Raw genomic sequence first — 19,496 nt, 5'->3', positions numbered from 1 at the left:
CTTGGTTCAAACGTTTGCACTAATTCCTTAAGGAGGATGATCATGTCAACCCTATCCGCTTGTTTATTCGATCTGGACGGCGTGCTGGTGGATACCGCTAAGTATCACTACATTGCCTGGAAGCGTCTTGCCGGAGAGCTTGGCTTTGAATTCACGGAGCAGGACAACGAACGCCTGAAGGGTGTTAGCCGCATGGCTTCCCTCGATATTCTGCTTGAGGTTGGCGGAGTATCGCTGGATGAAGACGCGAAGCTGGCGCTGGCCGAGAAGAAGAATACTTGGTATGTCGAGTATATTTCCAACATGGACGAATCCGAGATTTTGCCTGGAGCCCTTGAATTTATCCAAGCTTTGAAGGACCGCGGCATCAAGGTTGCGCTGGGCTCCGCCAGCAAGAACGCGATGCTGATCCTGAACAATACCGGCCTGACGCCTTACTTCGACGCCATCATCGATGGAACGAAGACCAGCCAAGCGAAGCCGGATCCCGAGGTATTTACGCTGGGAGCTCGCGAGCTTGGCGCCGACCCTGACGCTTGCGTCGTATTCGAGGATGCCGAGGCCGGAATCGAAGCCGCCATCCGCGCGGGAATGCGCAGCGTCGGCATCGGCTCGCCCGAAACCTTGGGGCGCGCCAACCTCGTCCTTCCTTCCCTGGAAGAGTTAACGGTGGACCGACTGCTGGAGTTATAAGCGTGTGAGCACATGCGTTTACAGCATTCAGCAGCATCATCCCATATAGATATGCAACCATTTTTCCTAAACCTAAAGGAGCCGATGATTGTGAAACAATATTTAAAGCTTGATGAATGGTCAATTATTGAAGAGGGCTTTGATCCTCACACGCATGAAATCTCAGAGAGTATCTTCAGTATCGGTAACGGATTCATGGGCCAACGCGCCAACTTTGAGGAGTCCTACAGCGGTTCCTCCCTGCAGGGCAGTTACATGGCCGGGGTGTATTATCCGGATAAAACCCGCGTAGGCTGGTGGAAGAACGGTTATCCTGAATACTTCGCCAAAGTGCTGAACAGCACCAACTGGATCGGCATCGGCATTGAAATCGACGGCACGCCGCTGGATTTGGCCAAATGCACGGTGAAGGATTTTGTGCGCGAGCTGAATATGAAGGAAGGCTTCCTCTCCCGCCGCTTCACCGTTGTCATGGAAGACGGCAAGGAGCTCCAGATCGAGGCGGTTCGCTTTGTCAGCATTGTACGCCACGAGATCGGTGCCATCCGATATGCCGTAACGCCGCTTAATTTCGCTGGAGAACTTACGGTTACGCCTTATCTCGATGGCGATGTGAAGAACAAAGACTCCAACTATGACGAGAAGTTCTGGCTGGAGGTATTCAAGGAAGCCGCGCAAGGCTCGGCCGCATTGACCGTAAAAACCAAAAAGCTCGATTTCCATGTTACCTCCGTTATGTCTTATTACCTTGTTAAGAACGGGGCGAAGCTGGATCTTCAAGCCGAGCTGATCGAGAAGGAGAAATATGCCGCGAACCGCGTAAGCGTCCCCGTATCCGAAGGCGAAGCCGTTACCGTCTATAAATACGTGGCCAACGTCACTTCCCGCAATCATGGATTCGGCGAGTTGGTGGATGCTGCGCGTGCCGTGCTGGAACCGGCGGTGGAGACCGGATTTGAACAGCTGCTGAAGGAGCAGGCAGATGCCTGGGGCGACAAATGGAAGGAAAGCGATATCGTCATCGAAGGCGATGTGGCGGCCCAGCAAGCGATCCGCTTTAACATTTTTCAGCTGAACCAAACCTACAGCGGCGAAGACGACCGCCTGAACATCGGGCCTAAGGGCTTTACCGGGGAAAAATACGGCGGCAGCACCTACTGGGATACCGAGGCTTATTGCCTGCCGTTCTATCTGAGCACCGCCGATGCCAGCATCTCGCGCAACCTGCTGATCTATCGTTATAAGCACCTGGAAAAGGCGAAGGAAAATGCCAGAAAGCTCGGCTTCACCAAAGGGGCGCTCTATCCTATGGTGACGATGAACGGCGAGGAATGCCATAACGAGTGGGAGATTACGTTTGAAGAAATCCACCGTAACGGCGCGATTGCCTATGCCATCTATAACTATGTCAATTATACCGGCGACTTCTCTTACCTCGGCCAATACGGTCTGGAAGTGCTCGTGGAAATCTCCCGTTTCTGGGAGGAGCGCGTGAATTACGTGCCGGCGAAGGACCAGTATATGATGCTGGGCGTTACCGGCCCAAACGAGTACGAGAACAACGTCAACAACAACTGGTATACCAACCGCATTGCCAGCTGGACGATGGAATACACGCTCGACGTGCTGGAGTATTTGAAAGAGAATGAGAATTCCCGCTATGCCGAGCTTACGGCGAAGCTTGCCCTGCAGGATGCCGAAACGGCCAAATGGCAGGATATCATCAGCAAAATGTACTACCCGGTAGACGAGGAACTCGGCGTCTTCCTGCAGCAGGACGGTTTCCTTAACAAGGAGCTGGTTCCGGTGAAGGAATTGGACCCTGCCCACCTGCCGCTGAACCAGAACTGGTCCTGGGACCGCATTCTGCGTTCGGTGTACATTAAGCAGGCCGACGTGCTGCAAGGATTGTTCTTCCTTGGCGACCGGTACGATCTGGCTACAAAAAAACGCAACTTCGACTTCTATGAACCGTTCACGGTACACGAGTCCTCCCTCTCGCCATGCGTACACTCCATTCTCGCGTGCGAGCTCGGGTACCAGGAAAAGGCGTACGAGATGTACCTTCGTACAGCCCGCCTGGATCTGGACAACTACAACAACGATACCGAGGACGGCTGTCATACGACCAGCATGGCAGGAACCTGGATGTCGGTTGTGCATGGCTTCGGCGGCCTGCGCGTGAAGGACGGCGTATTGCATCTGAACCCGTTCATTCCGGGGCATTGGTCCTCCTTCTCCTTCAAGGTGATGTTCCGCGGATCCCGCCTGAAGGTTAACGTCAAAGGCCATGAAACCCTCATCGTAAACGAAACGGATACGCCCGCTGTCCTGAACGTGAACGGCAAGGAATACGCCATCAGCGGATTTGGAGAGGTAACGGCTGCAAGATAAAAGGCACTGGAGCTTCAATGCGCCGGCCCATACAAAAACAAGAGCCCTGGAAAATCTTCCAGGGCTCTTGTTTTTACAGAAAACGGGCTCCTCTACATCATGGCTCATTCTTGAAGAACCCGTCTTCGTCCATGTCAGGCATCATCTGCAGGTTCGGTTTCAGCCATAAGCCGGGATCAGATAAATGCCATCGCTTTGCGCCTCCGTGCGGGGGAAATGCCGATTATGTATGTTATGAATAGATCAGTTGAGTATGAGGATCACGCGGAGGGCGCTCGGCTGGCTTCCCAAACAAATACCCCTGCGAAAGCTCGATCCCGATATCTCGGCAAAAATGAAACTCCTCCCGTCTCTCGATGCCTTCTGCAAGCACCATGGCCCCGAAATCATGAGCCATGTTCGTGATCATTTCGAGCTGCTTCTGCTGGGCGGGATTTCGATCGCAATGGTCGATAAGACTCCGGTCGATCTTCACATAATCCGGCTTAAGCTTAATCATCTGCTCCAATGTGGAATAACCTGCGCCGACGTCATCCATGGCTACCGAGATGCCGTGGCTTCGATATACCTCGAATATCGACTGCAAATGCTTCACATCGTCGATTCTCTCGGTTTCCACCACCTCGAATACGAAATCCCTCGGATCCAGATGGAGCCTGTCGATCGTATTGAAGGTGTGGCTCAGACACATCTGCGCATCGTATATCGAGGACGGCAGGAAATTCACGAACCGCTTCACGCCGATCGGAAGCCACTCGGCACTGGTCTCAATCGCACTGGTTCGTGCCGCCTGGTCCAGAAATGAATGCAGTCCGGTTTTTCGGGCTGTCTCAAACAGCTCGTACGGCTGGAAACGGAGTCCCCACTCTACCGGTCGAAGGAGAAATTCATAGGCCACGATCTGCTCGGATGGATCCACGATAGGCTGCATGTAGCTCGTAAACTGCTTATGTAAAATGACATTCACCATATCATAATGCTCCATCTGCAGTTCGAACTTCTGCATAGGGATCCACGAATGCCGGATTTGCGGAGCTCCTCCACGGGTAACACAGAAGGACAGCTCTTGACGAATCTTCAGCGGAAGGGGTTGCAGACACTCGATGATGGAGATCAGGTCCGCTCGTACCTTGTAGTTCACAGCACAACCCTCATTGTTCTCTTGTACCGCGTAGCCGTTCACTGCCAGCAATTGAATAAGCTCACCACTTGCAGGCTTCATATGAATGGTCCCCTGGTCCTCAATCGGTTCAAAGGTGCTGCAATTGTCGCAAATCATGTTCGTCCTCCTTGGCAAGCTAGCTCTCACTATGCTTCTTATCGGCATTTTGAATATGATTTCTTTGCATTTTATGGATTTTATATCGAAGTTATGACCTATTTTGCGAGAAATGCGCAAGATTCGTGCAATGATTGCGCTAAATTCTACAATAATCGACTTATATTGCTCTTAACAACACATTGTCGATACCAGAGTCTTTTGTCTATTCGACTTTTTGATCCAACAGCTGCAGCAGCATCGTTCGTTCCACATCGAAATGCCAGCGGGCGTTTCGCTCTTTCGCCGCATACATCGCTGCATCCGCGCGACCGATCAGCTCTTGGTCGTTCCTGGCATGATCCGGATAGACCGCGATGCCGATGCTCGGCGTGGTTCGGACCTCATGCCCTTCCAGCTCATACGGCTCGCTCAGCATCGTCCAGATCTCTTCCGCCATCCAGATCAGTTCCTGATCCTCGCCGGCCGGATGAATCACTACCGTAAATTCGTCCCCTCCTAAACGGGAAACCAGAACGCCTTTGGATTCAAGGGTTTGAAGACGGGTCGCGACCTTACGAATCAGCAAATCGCCGGCACGATGGCCGTAGCGGTCATTCACTCGTTTAAAACGGTTCATATCCATATACAGCAGCCCAACGCGGGAACCCGCACGGTCCGCCTCCTGCAGCGAGCTCGACAGCCTCGCGTTAAAGTAGCGGCGGTTATAGAGTCCCGTAAGATCGTCGCGATGCGCCAAGGTCTCGCTCTGCATCAAGCTTTGATGCAGCCGGTCAAACAAGCGGTCATTCTCGAACTGGATCAGGATCTGCCTGATCAGAATCAGGATGACGCAGAGGGATAAGCCGGTAAAAAGCCCGTTCCATCCTCCGAACCGCTGCACCATAAGGGCAAACATCCCGCCAAGCACGCTGTAAGGAAGCAGATATCTTACGATCAGATTTCCGAACGAACGGGGCTCCCTCTCATCCAACGATTGATTTCGGGCATCGGGAGCTGACCGCCCTCCTGCCAAACCAATGATGAATACCGATAACGTATACAGTGGGTACAGGTATGAACGAACTTCAACACCCTTATAATCGACGAGATACATATGCAGAACATCGGCGGCAATGTACATGCTCCCGCCAAGGCATATCAGGAAGACTGCCCGTTTCCTTAGCTGCCCTGTGTTAAAATACAACACCAGGGTGAAGAAAATAAGCACCGTTGCGCACAGCGGGTACAGCATGTCCACCCACAGCTTTCCCCACAAGGCTTCATTCGCCAAACCGTTAAGCTCGGGCTTGATGAAATATTCCCAGCCTACCGTCATGACCGTTATGCCAACGATCACGATATCCAGCATAAACCGAACTCCCCGAAACGAACCTTGAACGTGCCGGAACAAATAAATGAGGGAACCTGCAAACAGGATGATTTCGAATCCCCAGAATAATTGAGTCAATATTGTCCGGGAAGCGCTCTCTTTCCCCAGCCAAAAATAACAAGCATCGATGATTCGAGCCGAGGCATCCGCCATCAGCCCGGCACTTGCGATAAGCCAAAACCTTCGAAGATGCGGCTCGTAATGCCGACTGATCCGTAGTAAATAGACGGAAGCGGCAGCGGAAGCCATAATGACTAGAACACGCTGAAGCAATAAAGCATCAGGCATCCACAGAACGGTCATTATCTGAATGAATGCATATATGATGGCGAGTCGAATCCACAGATGATCTGCTGGAGTTGGACTCATAAGCATTCCTCCTCGGCCAAAAGGCAAGCTTTCTTCAACGCTTGTTTGTTAGGTCTTTTGAATTAATAGTTATAGTTCTCATGATACTTTTTACCCACCTAAAAGTAAAGATGAGGAAATGAAAGAAAGACCATCGATTCTACTCTATTAAACCATCGCGCCCCAAAAAATCGCCGTCCTCAAGACCCACTTGACGTATAGGGATTATGTGATAACATTTCAGTCATATCTCATATGAATCGGAAAGGGGGTTTAGCCTTGTCACAGAAACGATTGGATCATGTCGGCATTGTCGTCCGGGACCTTGAAGCCACGATTGCTTTTTACACAACCGTCGTCGGACTTGAACTGAAGGATCGCCTTACCCATACCAATGGCGTCATCCAGCTGGCATTCCTCGGATTTAACGGCAGCGACGAAACGGAAGTCGAGCTTATCCAGGGTTACAGCGACACGCTTCCTGCAGAAGGCACCGTCCATCATTTCGCAGTCAGCACCGATAACATCGAAGCGGAATATGCGCGCGTTCAGGGACTGGACGTACCTCATCTTGACGAGGAAATCGTAACGCTTCCGAACGGGTACCGCTATTTCTTCGTGCACGGTCCCGAAGGAGAATGGATTGAGTTCTTCCAGCGCTAACCGCTGGCGAACAGGATCCTTTAATTGCTTCATCCCGTGAATGGTTAACGGGGTTCATTCTTCCAACTGCACAAGCCATGTCCAATACGAAGACCTGCCTCGTTCGCATCCCTTCCGAACTAGACAGGTCTTTGCGTTAGGACTATAATAACGGATGTAACGTCCGAAACTTCATAAATCCCGGGGGAGCTGGAATTTGGCCGGCTGAGAGTGTATCCGATGATACTGACCCTTACACCTGATCTGGGTAATGCCAGCGTAGGAAGTCCATGTTTGCGGCAGCTATGATTTGCCGTGGTATACACTTACGCCGTCATGCGTCCTGATATCATTCAGGGCGCTTTTTTTGTGGAGTTAACGAGGTCATAGAAAGAGAAAGAGAATTCAAAGGAGAGAAGACACGATGAAGAAGGGAAAATGGATGGCACTGCTTCTCGCTTGCGCCCTGCTGATGGTTGCGGCGGGATGCGGTACAGGCGGACAGAACGAAAATACAGGTACCGAAGGCGCAGACGGCCAGGCAGCCGAAAAGCTCCGCGACGTACAGCTGATGCTCGATTGGTCGGCCAACACAAACCACACCGGACTGTATGCAGCCAAGGAGCTCGGGTATTATGAGGAAGAAGGGCTTAACGTCCAGATCGTCCAGCCGGGGGCGGGCGGAACGGATACGCTGGTCGCATCCGGCAAGGTGCCGTTTGGCATCAGCTACCAGGAAGGCGTCACGCTTGCCAGAACCCAAGGCCTGCCGCTTGTCTCCATTGCGGCGATTATTCAGCATAATACATCCGGCTTTGCCGCCCCCAAGGACAAGGGGATCGTCAAGGCTGGCGATTTTGAAGGGAAATCCTACGGCGGCTGGGGCTCGCCTGTTGAGGAAGCCGTCATGAAATCCATCATGGAGATCGACGGTGCCGATGTCAGCAAAGTAAATATGGTTAACATGGGCGATGCCGATTATTTTACGGCCGTCAAACGCGATATTGATTTTGCCTGGATCTTCTATGCCTGGACCGGTATCGAAGCCGAGCTCCGGAACGAGCCACTTGACATGATCTATGTGAAGGACTACTCCGAGCAGCTTGACTATTACACGCCGGTGATCGTAACGAACGAGAAGCTGATCCAGGAGGACCCGGAGCTTGTCAAAGCATTCATGCGGGCGACCTCAAAAGGATACGACTATGCGATTCAACATCCTGAGGATGCGGCTGCCCTGCTGACGAAGGCCGTTCCCGAACTGGATGCCGAGCTGGTTCTTGCCAGCCAGAAATGGCTGAGTCCCCGCTATCAGGATGATGCTGCCCGCTGGGGCGAGCAGAAAGCCGAAGTATGGTCGGGGTATGCAGACTGGATGTTTGAACGCAAGCTGCTCGAGAAGGAGCTTGATGCGGACAGCGCCTTCACCAATGAATTTTTACCGGAGAAACCATAGGATGCATTTAATTAGGAAGAGAGACGCCTGTCCGGCAGGCTGGCTCTCTTCCATTACAATATAGCTTGCATGAAAGGATGAGTTTAGATGGCAAACACCCTCTTGAGCATACAAGTGATACCCAGAACGCCGGATGGAGGCGACAGCATTCCTTATGTGGATGAAGCGATTCGGGTCATTCAAGAGTCGGGCGTGAAATACGAGGTCCATGCGCTCGAAACCACCTTGGAAGGAGAGCTTTCCGAGCTGCTGATGATCGTTGAGCGCATGCATGAGGCGCTGGTGAAAGCGGGAAGTCCCAGCGTCATATCCCAGGTCAAAATCGCGCACCATCCGGGCGGCATCAGCATGGATAAGCTGACTGAGAAATACCGTCCATGAGAAAAGGCTGGTGGAGCTCCGTTTGGCCGCCCGCTGCGGCGGTCCTTTTCTTTTTGACGGTATGGCAGGCCGCGGTATCGGTATTCGATATAGAGCCGTATATTTTGCCAGCGCCGACGGCCATCGGGCATGAAGCCGCCACCGGCGCCACCGGCGCCTCCGGCCTTTTTCAGCATACGCTGGCCACGCTGCAATTAACCCTGGTCGGATTTATGATCGGTACGGCGATCGGCCTTGTCATCTCGTTGGCCCTGCATCTGGTGCCTTTTCTCAAAACCGCCCTTTATCCGCTTCTTATTCTTAGCCAGAACGTGCCGACGATCGCTCTCGCCCCGCTCCTCATGATTTGGTTCGGCTTCGGCATGCTGCCCAAGGTTATCGTGATTACCCTGGTCTGCTTCTTCCCCGTAGCCGTTGCCGCCCTGGACGGACTGGCGCGTACCGACCGCACCATGATGAATTACATGCAGATGGCGGGAGCCACTTCATGGCAGATCTTCACCAAGCTGGAGCTGCCGCATGCGCTCCCCTCCATCTTCTCAGGGATCCGCATCGCGGCCACCTATTCGGTCATGGGGGCCGTGATCGGGGAATGGATCGGCTCGGACCGGGGCATCGGCTACTATATGATGCTGCAAAAATCCGGCTACCGCACGGACCGGGTGTTTGTTGCCATTCTGATCATCGTCCTGCTCAGCCTGCTGATGGTGCTGCTGATCACCCTGCTGGAGAAGCGCCTGATCCGCTGGAATCGAAAAGGTTAAAACCACGGTGAACAGACATTTTCCAACCTATATAAAAGGAGGCTGTTTAGCGACATGACACATCAAGTATCCCTGCCGGATCATGACTGGCAGCGCCAGTCATCTACCGCGGTCCCGCCAGCGCCTGCCCTTGAGGTTCGCAGCCTTCATATCACCTTCCGCGAACGGCGCAGCGAAGTGCACGTGCTGGATGGCCTTTCGCTTCAGGTGCAGCCCGGGGAATTCGTCTCCTTGATCGGTCCTTCAGGCAGCGGAAAGAGCACGCTCTTCCATATCATCGGGGGGTTAACGGCTCCGGATGCAGGCTCCGTACTCATGGACGGTCAAGACGTGACCGGAGAGAAAGGCCGCATCGCCTATATGCCTCAACAGCCGGCCCTCTTCCCTTGGCGTACGGTGGAGGACAACGTGCTCCTTCCCGAGGAGCTGAGAGGCACCTCGAAAACCACCGCCAGGGAAAATGCCCGCAGCTGGATGGAACGGGCCGGACTTGCCGGCTTCGAGAAGGCGTATCCGCATACCCTTTCAGGGGGGATGCAGCAGCGGGCCGCCTTTCTGCGCGCGCTGATGAGTCCGCAGGAAGTTATGTGCCTGGACGAACCGTTCAGCGCGCTCGACGCGCTGACACGCAGCGATATGCAGCGCTGGCTGCTCGATATCTGGGAGGATACGCGCCGTTCGGTGCTGATGATTACCCATCATATCGAGGAAGCGCTGCTGCTCTCGGACAGCATCTATATCCTGTCGGCGCGGCCCGGCACGATCCTGAAACGGGTGGAGGTCCCTTTTCCCCGTCCGCGCAGGGAAGACATCCTGAACGACCCGTCCTTTATCGCGCTAAAAACCGAAATCTCCGCCATCATGCGCGAAGAACAGCACAAGCGTTGAGCCGCATAGGCAGGATACAATTGCCTAAGCTCCAGTATCCATCATTCAAGAGCGCTCCTTGGAGGCGAACAAGCGAGGTGATATAACGATGAAATCATTCACGCAGACGGAAACGAATCTCCCTCTGCTGGACACCCATATTCATCTGGATTCTTATGCCTTCTCCGATCAGCAAACGATTCTTGCGGATATCCGCAAAAGCGAAGTTAAGACCATCATCTCCGTTTCCATGAACCTGGCTTCCAGCAAGCGAAACCTGGAGCTGGCCAGGGAGTACGGACCGTTGGTGCGGCCGGCATTTGGTTATCATCCGGAACAGCCCGTCCCTTCCCCTGAAGAAACCAAGGAGCTGCTGGATTGGATGGCTAATCATGTCGACGACATGATTGCCGTCGGAGAGGTCGGCCTGCCCTATTATGCCAGACTGGAAGCCGAAACGGAGGGTCGGCCGTGGGATAACCGCCCTTACGAATGCCTGCTTGAGCAATTTATAGCATTTGCGAAGCGGCATCATAAACCGGTGATACTGCACGCTGTATATGAAGATGCGGATACCGCATGTGATTTGCTCGACAAACATGGCGTCACCCGCGCCCATTTCCATTGGTTCAAGGGCTCCCGTGACACCTTGCAGCGGATGGCGGATAAAGGCTGTTATATCTCCTTCACGCCCGACATTCTTTATGAGGATGAAATTCGCGATATTGCCCGTATGTATCCGGAGCATCTTGTCATGACCGAAACCGACGGCCCTTGGCCGTTCGATGGCCCGTTCACCGGACAGATGACCCATCCTAAGATGACGGCTTCCGCAGCGGCGGCATGGGCCGAGCTTCGCGGGCTGACCGTTTCCGAGGCTCGCAGGATTTTTTACGAGAATGCGGTTAGACTTTACGATCTATAAAAAAAAGAATTCCCGTTCCATTCAAGCCGGTTGTTTACGCAATCGGTTTGTTTTCTTTAAGGAACCGGTTATATTGGTTAATCAGTTCATCGAGCACGATCGATTGCCTGAGGACTTTAGGATGGTTAAAATCACGATACCGCTGCTTCATTTTATGAAGCTTGTTTCTTTCCTGCTCGATATCAAACCTAATGCCTTCCTTCGTTTTCATGACTTTTTGTCCTCCCCTCATGTAATATTTTATGCTTTAATGTAAAATTATAGGATGTTTGATGTTAGACATCAGGGGCCTAAAATTGAAAGGGACAGGTCCCAAGAAACAAAAAAAACCACAATGCGAGCTCACTCGCATTGTGGTTTGGATTTCGGTTATTTCACAAATTTCTCCTGATACGCCTTCGAGATCTCCTCTGTAATCTCCTTCATCTTCGGATCGCTTTTAATCGTTTCGATCAATTTATCGTACGATTCAACCGGTTCCTTGCCGGTGATGACCATGACCCGCATATCCTCTACTTTCTTGGAAATCTCGGGATAGTATTTGTTATAGGCTTCGGAGTAGAGCTCGCCTGAAGGATTCGGCACCTTAACCGTCTTGCGCTCCGTAACGATCTCTACGTTTCGTTCATACACCTCGTCCGGCATCCCTACCGCATTGATAGCCATATCGTCGCTGACGAGGTGAATCATATTGTTCAGATTTCCATCTCCCGTCTTATCGGTGACGGCTTGCGGCGTTGCGACCTTCTTTCCGTTCTCCAGATTGTAATGGACGCCTTCGATTCCGTAGGTCAGCATCTCGTTTCCTTCTTGGCTGTAGCCATAGTCGAAGAACTCGAGGATCTTCTTGACTTTGGCCTCAGGCACTTTCTTCGGAATGAGGTACACGCCATAGTACGGGGAGCCTGAAGGCGTATACTTCACCCCGTTAGCATTCTCCAAGTAAGCAAGCGGCATCAAATCCGCCTTGGGATCAACGTCCTTCACGGCTTTGCCGGTTACCCAGGCATGGTTCATGGACATGCCCCCAACCCCTGCCTTGGCGCTGCGCATCGTATCCATCACCTGGGAGAACTTCATGATGGCAAAGTCTTTGGGGAACAGGCCCTCGTCATAAGCCTGCTTGATCCACAGCATGGCCTCCCTTGACGCGTCCGACGTAATAATCGGAGACAGGGTGTTATCCGGCTGGAGCTTCCAGGCCCCTTGCGTTTCATTAAAGATATTATAAATATACGCGAGCGCGCTCGGATTAGCGGCATATGGGATCTCATCCGCCTGTCCGTTACCATTCGGATCCTGTTCCTTGAAAGCTTTTAACACATTATGGAACTCATCCAGCGTTTTTGGCGTTTCCAGCTGAAGGGCATCCAGCCAATCCTTGCGGATCATCGGGAACACCCCGCCCCCATAGCTTGGGTAGTAACGCGGAATCACGATGTTCTTGCCGTCCACCTTGGTGATTTCCCACATTTCCTTCAGCTCTTCGCGATTTAAATTGGGGTAGTCTTTGAGAAAAGGGGTCAGATCCCAGAAGACTCCCTGCTTCAGCATCTTCTGCAGCTGCGGGTTCTGCATCGTTTCCACGAAAGTAACCTCCGGAAGGTCGCCGGACGCAAGCATGACATTGATTTTCTCTTCGGCCGTGGATGGGGACAGCCACGTAATATTCAGCTTGGTATTGGTGCGTTTCTCCAGCTCTTTCCAAAGCGGATTCGTGTTGTCTATGAATTCGGTGGCATAATTCAAGGTCTGTATCGTGATGCTTGTAGGTTCACTGCTGTCTGTCCCGCCCTCGCTGCCGCTCGAGGGACTCCCGCCGCGGCTGCCGCATGCGCTAAGCAAGAGCGAACTTGCTAAGAGCAGCACCCCCGACATTTTCAAAAACGACTTGCTCGGCTTTGCATCCATTTTTTTCATCATTAGACCTCCCTGTTTATGATACCTCTTCCCTGACTGACCATGTTGGAAAAAGAAAACCGTATATCGGATCATTCCTTGACGGAGCCCACCATCGCCCCTTTGGCGAAGTGCTTCTGCAGGAATGGATACACTAACATGATTGGAACGGTAGCAATGACGACCGCTGCCATTTTCAACGTTTCCGTCGGAACCGGACGGTTCACCTGGAAGGCAAATCCCCCGCCGCTTCCCGATCCCATTGTCGTGGGATCCACCAGCATATTTTGGAGCAGCACTTGCAGCGGCCACATCTTCTGGTCATTAATAAACATCAGCGCGTTGAAGTACGTATTCCAATAGCCGACTGCGAAGAACAATCCGAAAGCCACCAGCGCCGGCAGCGACAAGGGCAGAATGATTCGCCAGAACACGCCGATATCATTAGAGCCGTCGATCATCGCGGCTTCCTCCAGACTGTCCGGAATGCTGTCGAAGAATCCCTTCATGAGCAGCACATACCACGCGCTCGTCAAGCTCGGCAGGATCAGCGACCAGACGCTGTCGATGAGCCCCACATTTCGGACGACCAGATACAGCGGAACCAGCCCCGGCGTGAAGAGAAAGGTGATTAACACCATAATCATGATCGCCTTGCGAAACCGAAGCCGTTTTCGGGACACCGCGTAAGCCATCCCCCCGGTAACGAGCAGACTGAGCATCGTGCCGACCGTGGCCAGGAACACGCTTATGGAAATCGAGGTGACAAACAACCCGTTGGACAGTAAATGCTTGTAAGCATCCAGCGTCCAATCCCGCGGCCATAATATCAAGCTTCGTTGATAATACTCCACCGGATCGGTAAATGACAGAATAACGGTATAGTAAATCGGAAATATCGTTGCCAAACCGATGATCAGCAGCAGGCCGTTGTTTACGAAGCCGAAGAGCCCGGTTTTCCATCCTTTCTCATGCATGCTTTACTCCTCCTTGTCTTCGCCCGTCCTCTAGTACAGGCTTTCTTGACCGTATCGCCTCGCCAATCGGTTGGCCGAGACCACCAGGATGACGCCGACGATCGATTTGAACAACCCGATGGCCGTACTGTAGCTGAATTCTCCCTGCCTTATCCCCACCCGGTATACATAGGTATCGAACACTTCGGCTACATTGGTGACGGGCGCATTCATCATCAGATAGATCTGTTCGAATCCGGTATCCATGATCGTTCCCAGGCGGAGGATCAACAGAATCAGGATCACGTTGCGCATCGCGGGCAGGGTAATATGCCATATCCGTCTCATACGGCCTGCGCCATCCATGACGGCTGCCTCGTATAATTGCGGATCCACTCCGGCGATGGCCGCGAGGAAGATGATGGTCCCCCATCCGACCTCCTTCCAGATGGATTGTGCCGTCAGCATGCCCCAGAAATAGTTCGGATTGGAGAGAATATCGACCGTTCCCCAATCCATGGTGACGAGCCACTTATTGAACAAGCCCTCCGATTGCGAGAACATCAGGTAGGTCAGCCCATAGATCAATACCCACGATAGAAAATGGGGGATATACACCAGGGACTGAATGGTCCGTTTATAGAAGGAGCTTCGTACTTCATTCAGCATCAAGGCTAAAATAATCGGCGCCGGGAAAAAGAAAATCAAGCTCAGGAAGCTAATCGCCAGCGTATTGCGCAGCAGCATCCAGAAGTCGTCGTTGGAGAAAAACCGGGCGAAATGCTCGAAGCCTACCCAAGGGCTTCCGAACACTCCGAAGTACGGCGAGTACTCCTGGAAAGCAATGACGAGATTCGTAATCGGAATATATTTGAAAATGATAAAAAAGATAAGACCCGGCAACGCCAGCATGTATAAATACTTGTCGCGAGCTACATCCGACCGGATCCGCCCCCACTTCGTTTTGGATTTCGCGGGAATAGGGGCGCTCCCGCTTCCTTTTGCCGACTGAACGGTTTCTTGTGCTTTCATCGATACTCCCTCACTTTCAGCCTTGTCGTCTCGTTCAAACCTACCGTTCGCGGAACGTATCCCTAATGTAAACGGTTGCAGAATTGCCTGCAATTCCACTTTTTTTCCGTCGCGGCCCCTTCCCCTTTCCCTTCGGTGCACCATACGGAAAAATGCCTGCCTGCCAAAGCGTTTCGCATCATCCATTTCCTCGAATTGCACTTTTTTTCCTTGGTGCCGGAATGCCATGTTCATCGGCATCAATAGGAAAATGTGATCTTTTCAACTAATCCCCTCTTTCGCTATGATAGTATTTAATGATTTTCCCGGCTTTCTTCGATCAGGCCTTGGATTTGTCTATGCCAACAGGGGGTTAGTGTTATGAGGCAACAGAATCCTGAATCCGGTTTCAAAGGTGTTATGTATTGGAGAAGCATCGCGCTCGCCGTGTTGATGACATGCCTCCCCATATCGGCCATTACGGCCGTTTACCTATACGTGGGGAACCAGCATATGATCAACCAATATCAGCAGCGGAACGAGGAAGCCCTGGTGGACGCGGCGAGGCAAGTGGACGAGCAGTTCACCCAGCTGGTCCACTATGCGCTCAATATGGTGGTGAAGCCCCATTTCAAGCCTTCCTTGTCCGATATGGACTTTGTGTCGAATATCGAGGAGACGAACGAGCTGTTTAATACGCTGAACCTGGTGGAAAATGCCGATCCCCTTGTGGATCAGGTCTATCTCTACATCAAAAAGCAAAATAAAATCATGGAGCCCGATCTCGGGCTGCGGACATTGGATCAGGAACAGGATGCGTTAGGCTTCGGCCGGCTCATGGAGGGAGATTCGGACATGTTCTGGGTACATGACCTGGAGCGGCCTTTCAATAAGGGGAGATCTTCCCACGCGCTCGTCATGCGGCTTCCCTTCAACGGTCATACGCCCTACGGGGCGATCGTCATCTACATCGATCCGTCGAAGCTGCACGTGATTCGCAACAGCGAGAATCTATCGTTCCTGCTCGACGATCAAGGCCATATCATCGGGGAATCAGGCATGAGCCGCAGCATGCCGAAGGCGATGAGCGCGATCCAGGAACAGCTGAAGCTTCCGGAGAATGCCAAGCGTACGAATCGTCTGCGGATGAAGGTTCCGGTCGATCAGGATGTGTGGCTGGTGAATACCGTCCAATTTGAAAAAATGCAGCGGAATTGGACCTATGTATCCGGCACGCCGCAGTCCACGATCATCGCTCCGACGAAGCCGTATACCCATATCATCCTGATCTGCTTTGCTTTTGCGCTCGCGGCATCCCTGGGCGCAAGCTGGTTTGCCTCCAAGAGAATGTATCACCCAATCCGCAAGATGCTTCATATGATTGGCGGCGATCAGGCCAAACAGACATCGCGGTACAATGAGCTCGAATATATTGAACACGAGTGGAAGCAGTACCGGTTCTCGCATGACACGCTTCAAAATCAATGGAAGCGATCCTTGCCCGCGATCAGGGAGGCTTATATCAATCAATTCTTGAGCGGGCAAGCCGCCCACCTGACGGAGTCCGAGTACGTGCTTAAGCTGCAAGAGATGGAGCTTGACATCACGAATAAACAATTCTCGGCGATCGTTCTCCAGCAGCATACCCACGGGGAGGATCGGACGCCGCTAACGGAGAACGATCAGCATCTTCTCACCTATGCCGCTTTGAACGTGATTCAAGAGCTGGCAGAGGACGTTAGCGCCTATATGCACCCTATCAATTTCTTCGACGGCTCCTTTGGCGTCGTCCTGATCGTCCCGGCCTTTCCTAAAGCCGACGAACAGACACGCATGATGAGGCTGCTGTGCGATCAGATCCTGCGGGCCCTGCGCGATACGCTGCGGATGTCGGCAACCATCGTGCTGGGCGGGCCAAGCTCGACCTGGACCGATGTTCCCCATATTCTGGAACAGGCCAAGCGGGCGCTGCATTACCGATCCTTCGATGCCGGCAGTCAGCTGCTGGAAGCGGACACGGTGCTGTCCCAGAAAAACGACTGGATCGACTTTCCGCTGGAATTGGAGCAGGATTTCATACACACCCTGAACCTCGGGCTGCAGGGGGACGCGCTGCGATCCCTGAGCCGCTTCGTCACGGCGCTTCAAGCCGGGGGCGGCTCGGAGTGGCATGTCCACCATGGGCTCATGCGTTTAATCACGAGCGTTCACCGCTCCATGCTGCAGGCCGGTTTAAATCCGTACCAGGTGTACGATTTCTCCAACCTGCAGGAGCAGCTGTCCCTGCTTCGCGACCCGAAGGCATGCGTGGACTGGTTCCAGAAAGAAATCATCGAGCCCTATCTCGATCAGTTGACCAAGAACTTCAACAGCTCCATGAAATCGCTGGTCGAAAACGTGCTGGAGCAAATCGAGCAGAACGGGATGCAGGACTTGTCCCTGGATGCCATGGCCATGGAGGCCGGCGTCAGCGTATCCCAACTGAGCAAAGCGTTTAAACAGATGACGGGCACGAATTATATGGACTATCTGACGACCGTGCGCATGAACCGCTGCAAAGAATTGCTGCTGACCACGGATCTTCGCATTCATGAAATCGCGGAGGCCGCAGGATATCAGCCTCCCTACTTCAATCGCATGTTCAAGAAGCTGGAAGGGATCACCCCGGGTCAATACCGCCAGCAGGGAATCGGCAAATGAATCGGCATGTCATCCTGATCAATTAATCTCGTATAAAAAGAGCCCTCTGAAAAAGGGGCTGTCCCTTGGTCTGTATTTCATGACCTTGTGGGACAGCCCCTATTATGTGTTATGACTTACGTTCAAGCGTCGTCCATTGCGGCACGCTTCCTGTGTTGTGCTTACGTTCAGGCGTTGTACATTGCGCCACGCTTAGCGTGTTGTGACTTACATTCAGGCGTTGTACATTGCGCCACGCTTCCCGTGTTGCGACTTACGTTCAGGCTTAGCGCCGACCAGCCATCCAAGCATGCCCCGAACCACGCATCGTGTGCACAGGGAGCAGGGAGCACGATGTACAAAATAGCTGCACATTAGCGGACTCAGCGGACCTTATTTTGTTCAAAAGCGCCATTTTTCGAATATTGGCGGACATGAGGTCCGCTATTCACCGAATTAGGCTCTCATTTTTCGGATTATACGCTACTTAACGGATCATGTGTCCGATAGATCCGGTAAACACGAGCCCATAATGAAAATAACGGATCTGAGGTCCGATAGATACTGCTGCTGCCGTCCGTAACTCGTTCCGGCTTGCAGCTTCTGAAGCTACGGCAAACTTTTCGGAGCACTGCGTTGCCAACGCCACCGATCCCACGCCAGCCAGGCTTGGCTTTCCCAACCAAGCGTAGTTCCTAGAGCTGGACCGTACAAGCATGCCCCGGACCACGCACCATGCGCACAGAGAGCACTGCGTCGCCAACGCCACCGATCCCACGCCAGCTAGGCTTGGCTTTCCCAACCAAGCGTAGTTCCTAGAGCTGGACCGTACAAGCATGCCCCGAACCACGCACCGTGCGCACAGGGAGCTGGCGCGATGTACAGCGTGCCTTTGGAGTATTCCCACGAGAGCAGCGGCACCAGCCCTCTCTATTGATTTACGAGAGCGACGTACCCGCTCCTCCCTCTACTCATTTCTAACGCCCCATAAACCCCTTCCCCTTCAGGAAGTCCTTCATGTGCAGCCTGACCGGCTCCGCCAGTCGTTTGGCCATAAGCTCCGACCAAGGAGCGCTGTTCTTGCCATGGGTGCGTTTGGACAAATAATCGGAAGAGATTCGGTCGTAGCTCTTCACTTCTTCCAGGGCCGCCGGATCATAGCTGTCACGGTGCAGGACAGCCTCCACCGGAAGCCGGGGACGCAGCCCCGGCTCCTGATCCGGGTAGCCGAGGCACATGCCGAATACCGGATAAACCAAATCCGGGAGCTCCAATGCCTCGGAGAACTCCGCAATGGAGTTGCGGACTCCGCCGATATACACAATACCAAGACCGAGCGATTCCGCCGCGATCGCGGCATTCTGCGCAGCCAAAGCGGCATCCACCGTGGCCACGATGAAATTCTCGGTCGAATCTTCGTACGTCTCTTGATCCGCCACATGCGCCTCTGCGCTTTTTTTCAAACGATACAGGTCCGCGCACCATACCAGAAATACCGGGCATTCCACGATATACGCCTGATTGCCCGCCAAAGCGGCCAACCGCTGCTTTTTCTCTGGTGAGGTCACGGCAATCACGCTGTATGCCTGGACGTTGCTTGAGGTCGATGCCATCTGGCCTGCTGCCACGACAGCCCTCAGCTGTTCCTCGGACACGGGCCGATCCGAATATTTACGAATCGATCGATGGTTCATCAGCAGTGAAATCGTGTCATTCATCGGGTATCCACTCCTTAGGCTCTTAAGAATCGCTCCATTTATTATGAAACTTCGGCTTGGGCAGTGCAAGCTTGGGTTGCCTGCGACCGCAGCGCAAAAAAGCCGGCATGCT

Annotated in this window: 17 protein-coding genes and 1 riboswitch; of the genes, 9 read left to right on the top strand and 8 right to left on the bottom strand. The window is 53.0% G+C overall.

The window, feature by feature from the left end; genetic code table 11:
- The first annotated feature begins 42 nt into the window (after positions 1-42).
- Positions 43-693, top strand: a complete 651-nt coding sequence (gene pgmB, locus MHI43_RS03145) for a beta-phosphoglucomutase (RefSeq protein WP_036664653.1) — start codon at positions 43-45, stop codon at positions 691-693.
- Positions 694-783: 90 nt separating this feature from the next.
- Complete coding sequence (locus MHI43_RS03140) at positions 784-3,087, top strand: glycoside hydrolase family 65 protein (RefSeq protein ID WP_012818804.1); 2,304 nt, start codon at positions 784-786, stop codon at positions 3,085-3,087.
- Positions 3,088-3,319: 232 nt separating this feature from the next.
- On the opposite strand, the gene MHI43_RS03135 is transcribed toward MHI43_RS03140, so the two are convergent.
- Both MHI43_RS03135 and MHI43_RS03130 read right to left on the bottom strand, forming a co-directional pair.
- On the bottom strand, positions 3,320-4,366 hold the full coding sequence (locus MHI43_RS03135) for an EAL domain-containing protein (protein WP_036664655.1): 1,047 nt from the start codon (positions 4,364-4,366) through the stop codon (positions 3,320-3,322).
- 205 nt (positions 4,367-4,571) lie between these two features.
- A complete protein-coding gene (locus MHI43_RS03130) occupies positions 4,572-6,107 on the bottom strand; it encodes a GGDEF domain-containing protein (RefSeq protein ID WP_036664657.1) in 1,536 nt (511 codons plus the stop codon).
- Between the two features lie 258 nt (positions 6,108-6,365).
- Here MHI43_RS03130 and MHI43_RS03125 point away from each other — a divergent pair, with 258 nt between their 5' ends.
- From MHI43_RS03125 to MHI43_RS03100, 6 genes are all read left to right on the top strand, one after another.
- Positions 6,366-6,749 carry a VOC family protein gene (locus MHI43_RS03125; RefSeq protein ID WP_302847903.1) on the top strand — a complete coding sequence of 128 codons (384 nt, stop codon included), beginning with the start codon at positions 6,366-6,368 and terminating at the stop codon, positions 6,747-6,749.
- A 172-nt stretch (positions 6,750-6,921) separates the two neighbouring features.
- Positions 6,922-7,031, top strand: a riboswitch (TPP riboswitch).
- A 121-nt stretch (positions 7,032-7,152) separates the two neighbouring features.
- Complete coding sequence (locus MHI43_RS03120) at positions 7,153-8,184, top strand: ABC transporter substrate-binding protein (protein WP_012818800.1); 1,032 nt, start codon at positions 7,153-7,155, stop codon at positions 8,182-8,184.
- Positions 8,185-8,271: 87 nt separating this feature from the next.
- Positions 8,272-8,565, top strand: coding sequence for an MTH1187 family thiamine-binding protein (locus MHI43_RS03115; protein WP_036664663.1), 294 nt, complete (start codon positions 8,272-8,274; stop codon positions 8,563-8,565).
- The gene (locus tag MHI43_RS03110; protein WP_012818798.1) at positions 8,562-9,329 is read left to right on the top strand and encodes an ABC transporter permease; all 768 of its coding nucleotides are present in this window, start codon (positions 8,562-8,564) and stop codon (positions 9,327-9,329) included. The genes MHI43_RS03115 and MHI43_RS03110 overlap by 4 nt, the downstream gene beginning before the upstream one ends.
- A 54-nt stretch (positions 9,330-9,383) precedes the next feature.
- Positions 9,384-10,217 (top strand): ABC transporter ATP-binding protein, encoded by an 834-nt coding sequence (locus MHI43_RS03105; RefSeq protein WP_036664665.1) that lies wholly within the window; start codon positions 9,384-9,386, stop codon positions 10,215-10,217.
- Between the two features lie 88 nt (positions 10,218-10,305).
- Entirely contained in the window at positions 10,306-11,121 is an 816-nt protein-coding gene (locus tag MHI43_RS03100; protein WP_036664667.1) for a TatD family hydrolase, read from the top strand.
- A gap of 34 nt (positions 11,122-11,155) precedes the next feature.
- Here MHI43_RS03100 and MHI43_RS03095 read toward each other — a convergent pair whose 3' ends face one another.
- The 4 genes from MHI43_RS03095 to MHI43_RS03080 all read right to left on the bottom strand — a co-directional run bounded on the left by MHI43_RS03095 (position 11,156) and on the right by MHI43_RS03080 (position 15,008).
- Entirely contained in the window at positions 11,156-11,332 is a 177-nt protein-coding gene (locus MHI43_RS03095; RefSeq protein WP_009594144.1) for an aspartyl-phosphate phosphatase Spo0E family protein, read from the bottom strand.
- Positions 11,333-11,490: 158 nt separating this feature from the next.
- Positions 11,491-13,041 (bottom strand): extracellular solute-binding protein, encoded by a 1,551-nt coding sequence (locus MHI43_RS03090; RefSeq protein ID WP_012818795.1) that lies wholly within the window; start codon positions 13,039-13,041, stop codon positions 11,491-11,493.
- A gap of 71 nt (positions 13,042-13,112) precedes the next feature.
- Positions 13,113-13,997 carry a carbohydrate ABC transporter permease gene (locus MHI43_RS03085; protein ID WP_009594160.1) on the bottom strand — a complete coding sequence of 295 codons (885 nt, stop codon included), beginning with the start codon at positions 13,995-13,997 and terminating at the stop codon, positions 13,113-13,115.
- A 30-nt stretch (positions 13,998-14,027) separates the two neighbouring features.
- Complete coding sequence (locus tag MHI43_RS03080) at positions 14,028-15,008, bottom strand: ABC transporter permease subunit (protein WP_036664971.1); 981 nt, start codon at positions 15,006-15,008, stop codon at positions 14,028-14,030.
- 360 nt (positions 15,009-15,368) lie between these two features.
- Here MHI43_RS03080 and MHI43_RS03075 point away from each other — a divergent pair, with 360 nt between their 5' ends.
- Entirely contained in the window at positions 15,369-17,687 is a 2,319-nt protein-coding gene (locus tag MHI43_RS03075) for an AraC family transcriptional regulator (RefSeq protein WP_036664677.1), read from the top strand.
- Between the two features lie 466 nt (positions 17,688-18,153).
- Here the strand turns inward: MHI43_RS03075 and MHI43_RS03070 are convergent, their stop codons facing one another.
- A complete protein-coding gene (locus MHI43_RS03070) occupies positions 18,154-18,348 on the bottom strand; it encodes a hypothetical protein (RefSeq protein WP_036664683.1) in 195 nt (64 codons plus the stop codon).
- A gap of 295 nt (positions 18,349-18,643) precedes the next feature.
- A complete protein-coding gene (gene nfsA / locus MHI43_RS03065) occupies positions 18,644-19,384 on the bottom strand; it encodes an oxygen-insensitive NADPH nitroreductase (RefSeq protein ID WP_036664685.1) in 741 nt (246 codons plus the stop codon).
- Positions 19,385-19,496: the final 112 nt, after the last annotated feature.

The sequence above is a fragment of the Paenibacillus sp. FSL H8-0457 genome (assembly GCF_038051935.1).
GTDB lineage: Bacteria > Bacillota > Bacilli > Paenibacillales > Paenibacillaceae > Paenibacillus_AQ > Paenibacillus_AQ lautus_A.
The sequence above is the reverse complement of the archived record's forward strand: the minus strand, read 5'-3'. Positions and strand labels throughout refer to the sequence as shown.

Coding starts and splice junctions, on each gene's coding strand:
- MHI43_RS03085 (WP_009594160.1), bottom strand. CDS start 13,997: ATGCATGAGAAAGGATGGAAAACCGGGCTCTTCGGCTTCGTAAACAAC.
- nfsA (WP_036664685.1), bottom strand. CDS start 19,384: ATGAATGACACGATTTCACTGCTGATGAACCATCGATCGATTCGTAAA.
- MHI43_RS03115 (WP_036664663.1), top strand. CDS start 8,272: ATGGCAAACACCCTCTTGAGCATACAAGTGATACCCAGAACGCCGGAT.
- pgmB (WP_036664653.1), top strand. CDS start 43: ATGTCAACCCTATCCGCTTGTTTATTCGATCTGGACGGCGTGCTGGTG.
- MHI43_RS03090 (WP_012818795.1), bottom strand. CDS start 13,041: ATGAAAAAAATGGATGCAAAGCCGAGCAAGTCGTTTTTGAAAATGTCG.
- MHI43_RS03105 (WP_036664665.1), top strand. CDS start 9,384: ATGACACATCAAGTATCCCTGCCGGATCATGACTGGCAGCGCCAGTCA.
- MHI43_RS03100 (WP_036664667.1), top strand. CDS start 10,306: ATGAAATCATTCACGCAGACGGAAACGAATCTCCCTCTGCTGGACACC.
- MHI43_RS03080 (WP_036664971.1), bottom strand. CDS start 15,008: ATGAAAGCACAAGAAACCGTTCAGTCGGCAAAAGGAAGCGGGAGCGCC.
- MHI43_RS03130 (WP_036664657.1), bottom strand. CDS start 6,107: ATGAGTCCAACTCCAGCAGATCATCTGTGGATTCGACTCGCCATCATA.
- MHI43_RS03110 (WP_012818798.1), top strand. CDS start 8,562: ATGAGAAAAGGCTGGTGGAGCTCCGTTTGGCCGCCCGCTGCGGCGGTC.
- MHI43_RS03095 (WP_009594144.1), bottom strand. CDS start 11,332: ATGAAAACGAAGGAAGGCATTAGGTTTGATATCGAGCAGGAAAGAAAC.
- MHI43_RS03120 (WP_012818800.1), top strand. CDS start 7,153: ATGAAGAAGGGAAAATGGATGGCACTGCTTCTCGCTTGCGCCCTGCTG.
- MHI43_RS03135 (WP_036664655.1), bottom strand. CDS start 4,366: ATGATTTGCGACAATTGCAGCACCTTTGAACCGATTGAGGACCAGGGG.
- MHI43_RS03075 (WP_036664677.1), top strand. CDS start 15,369: ATGAGGCAACAGAATCCTGAATCCGGTTTCAAAGGTGTTATGTATTGG.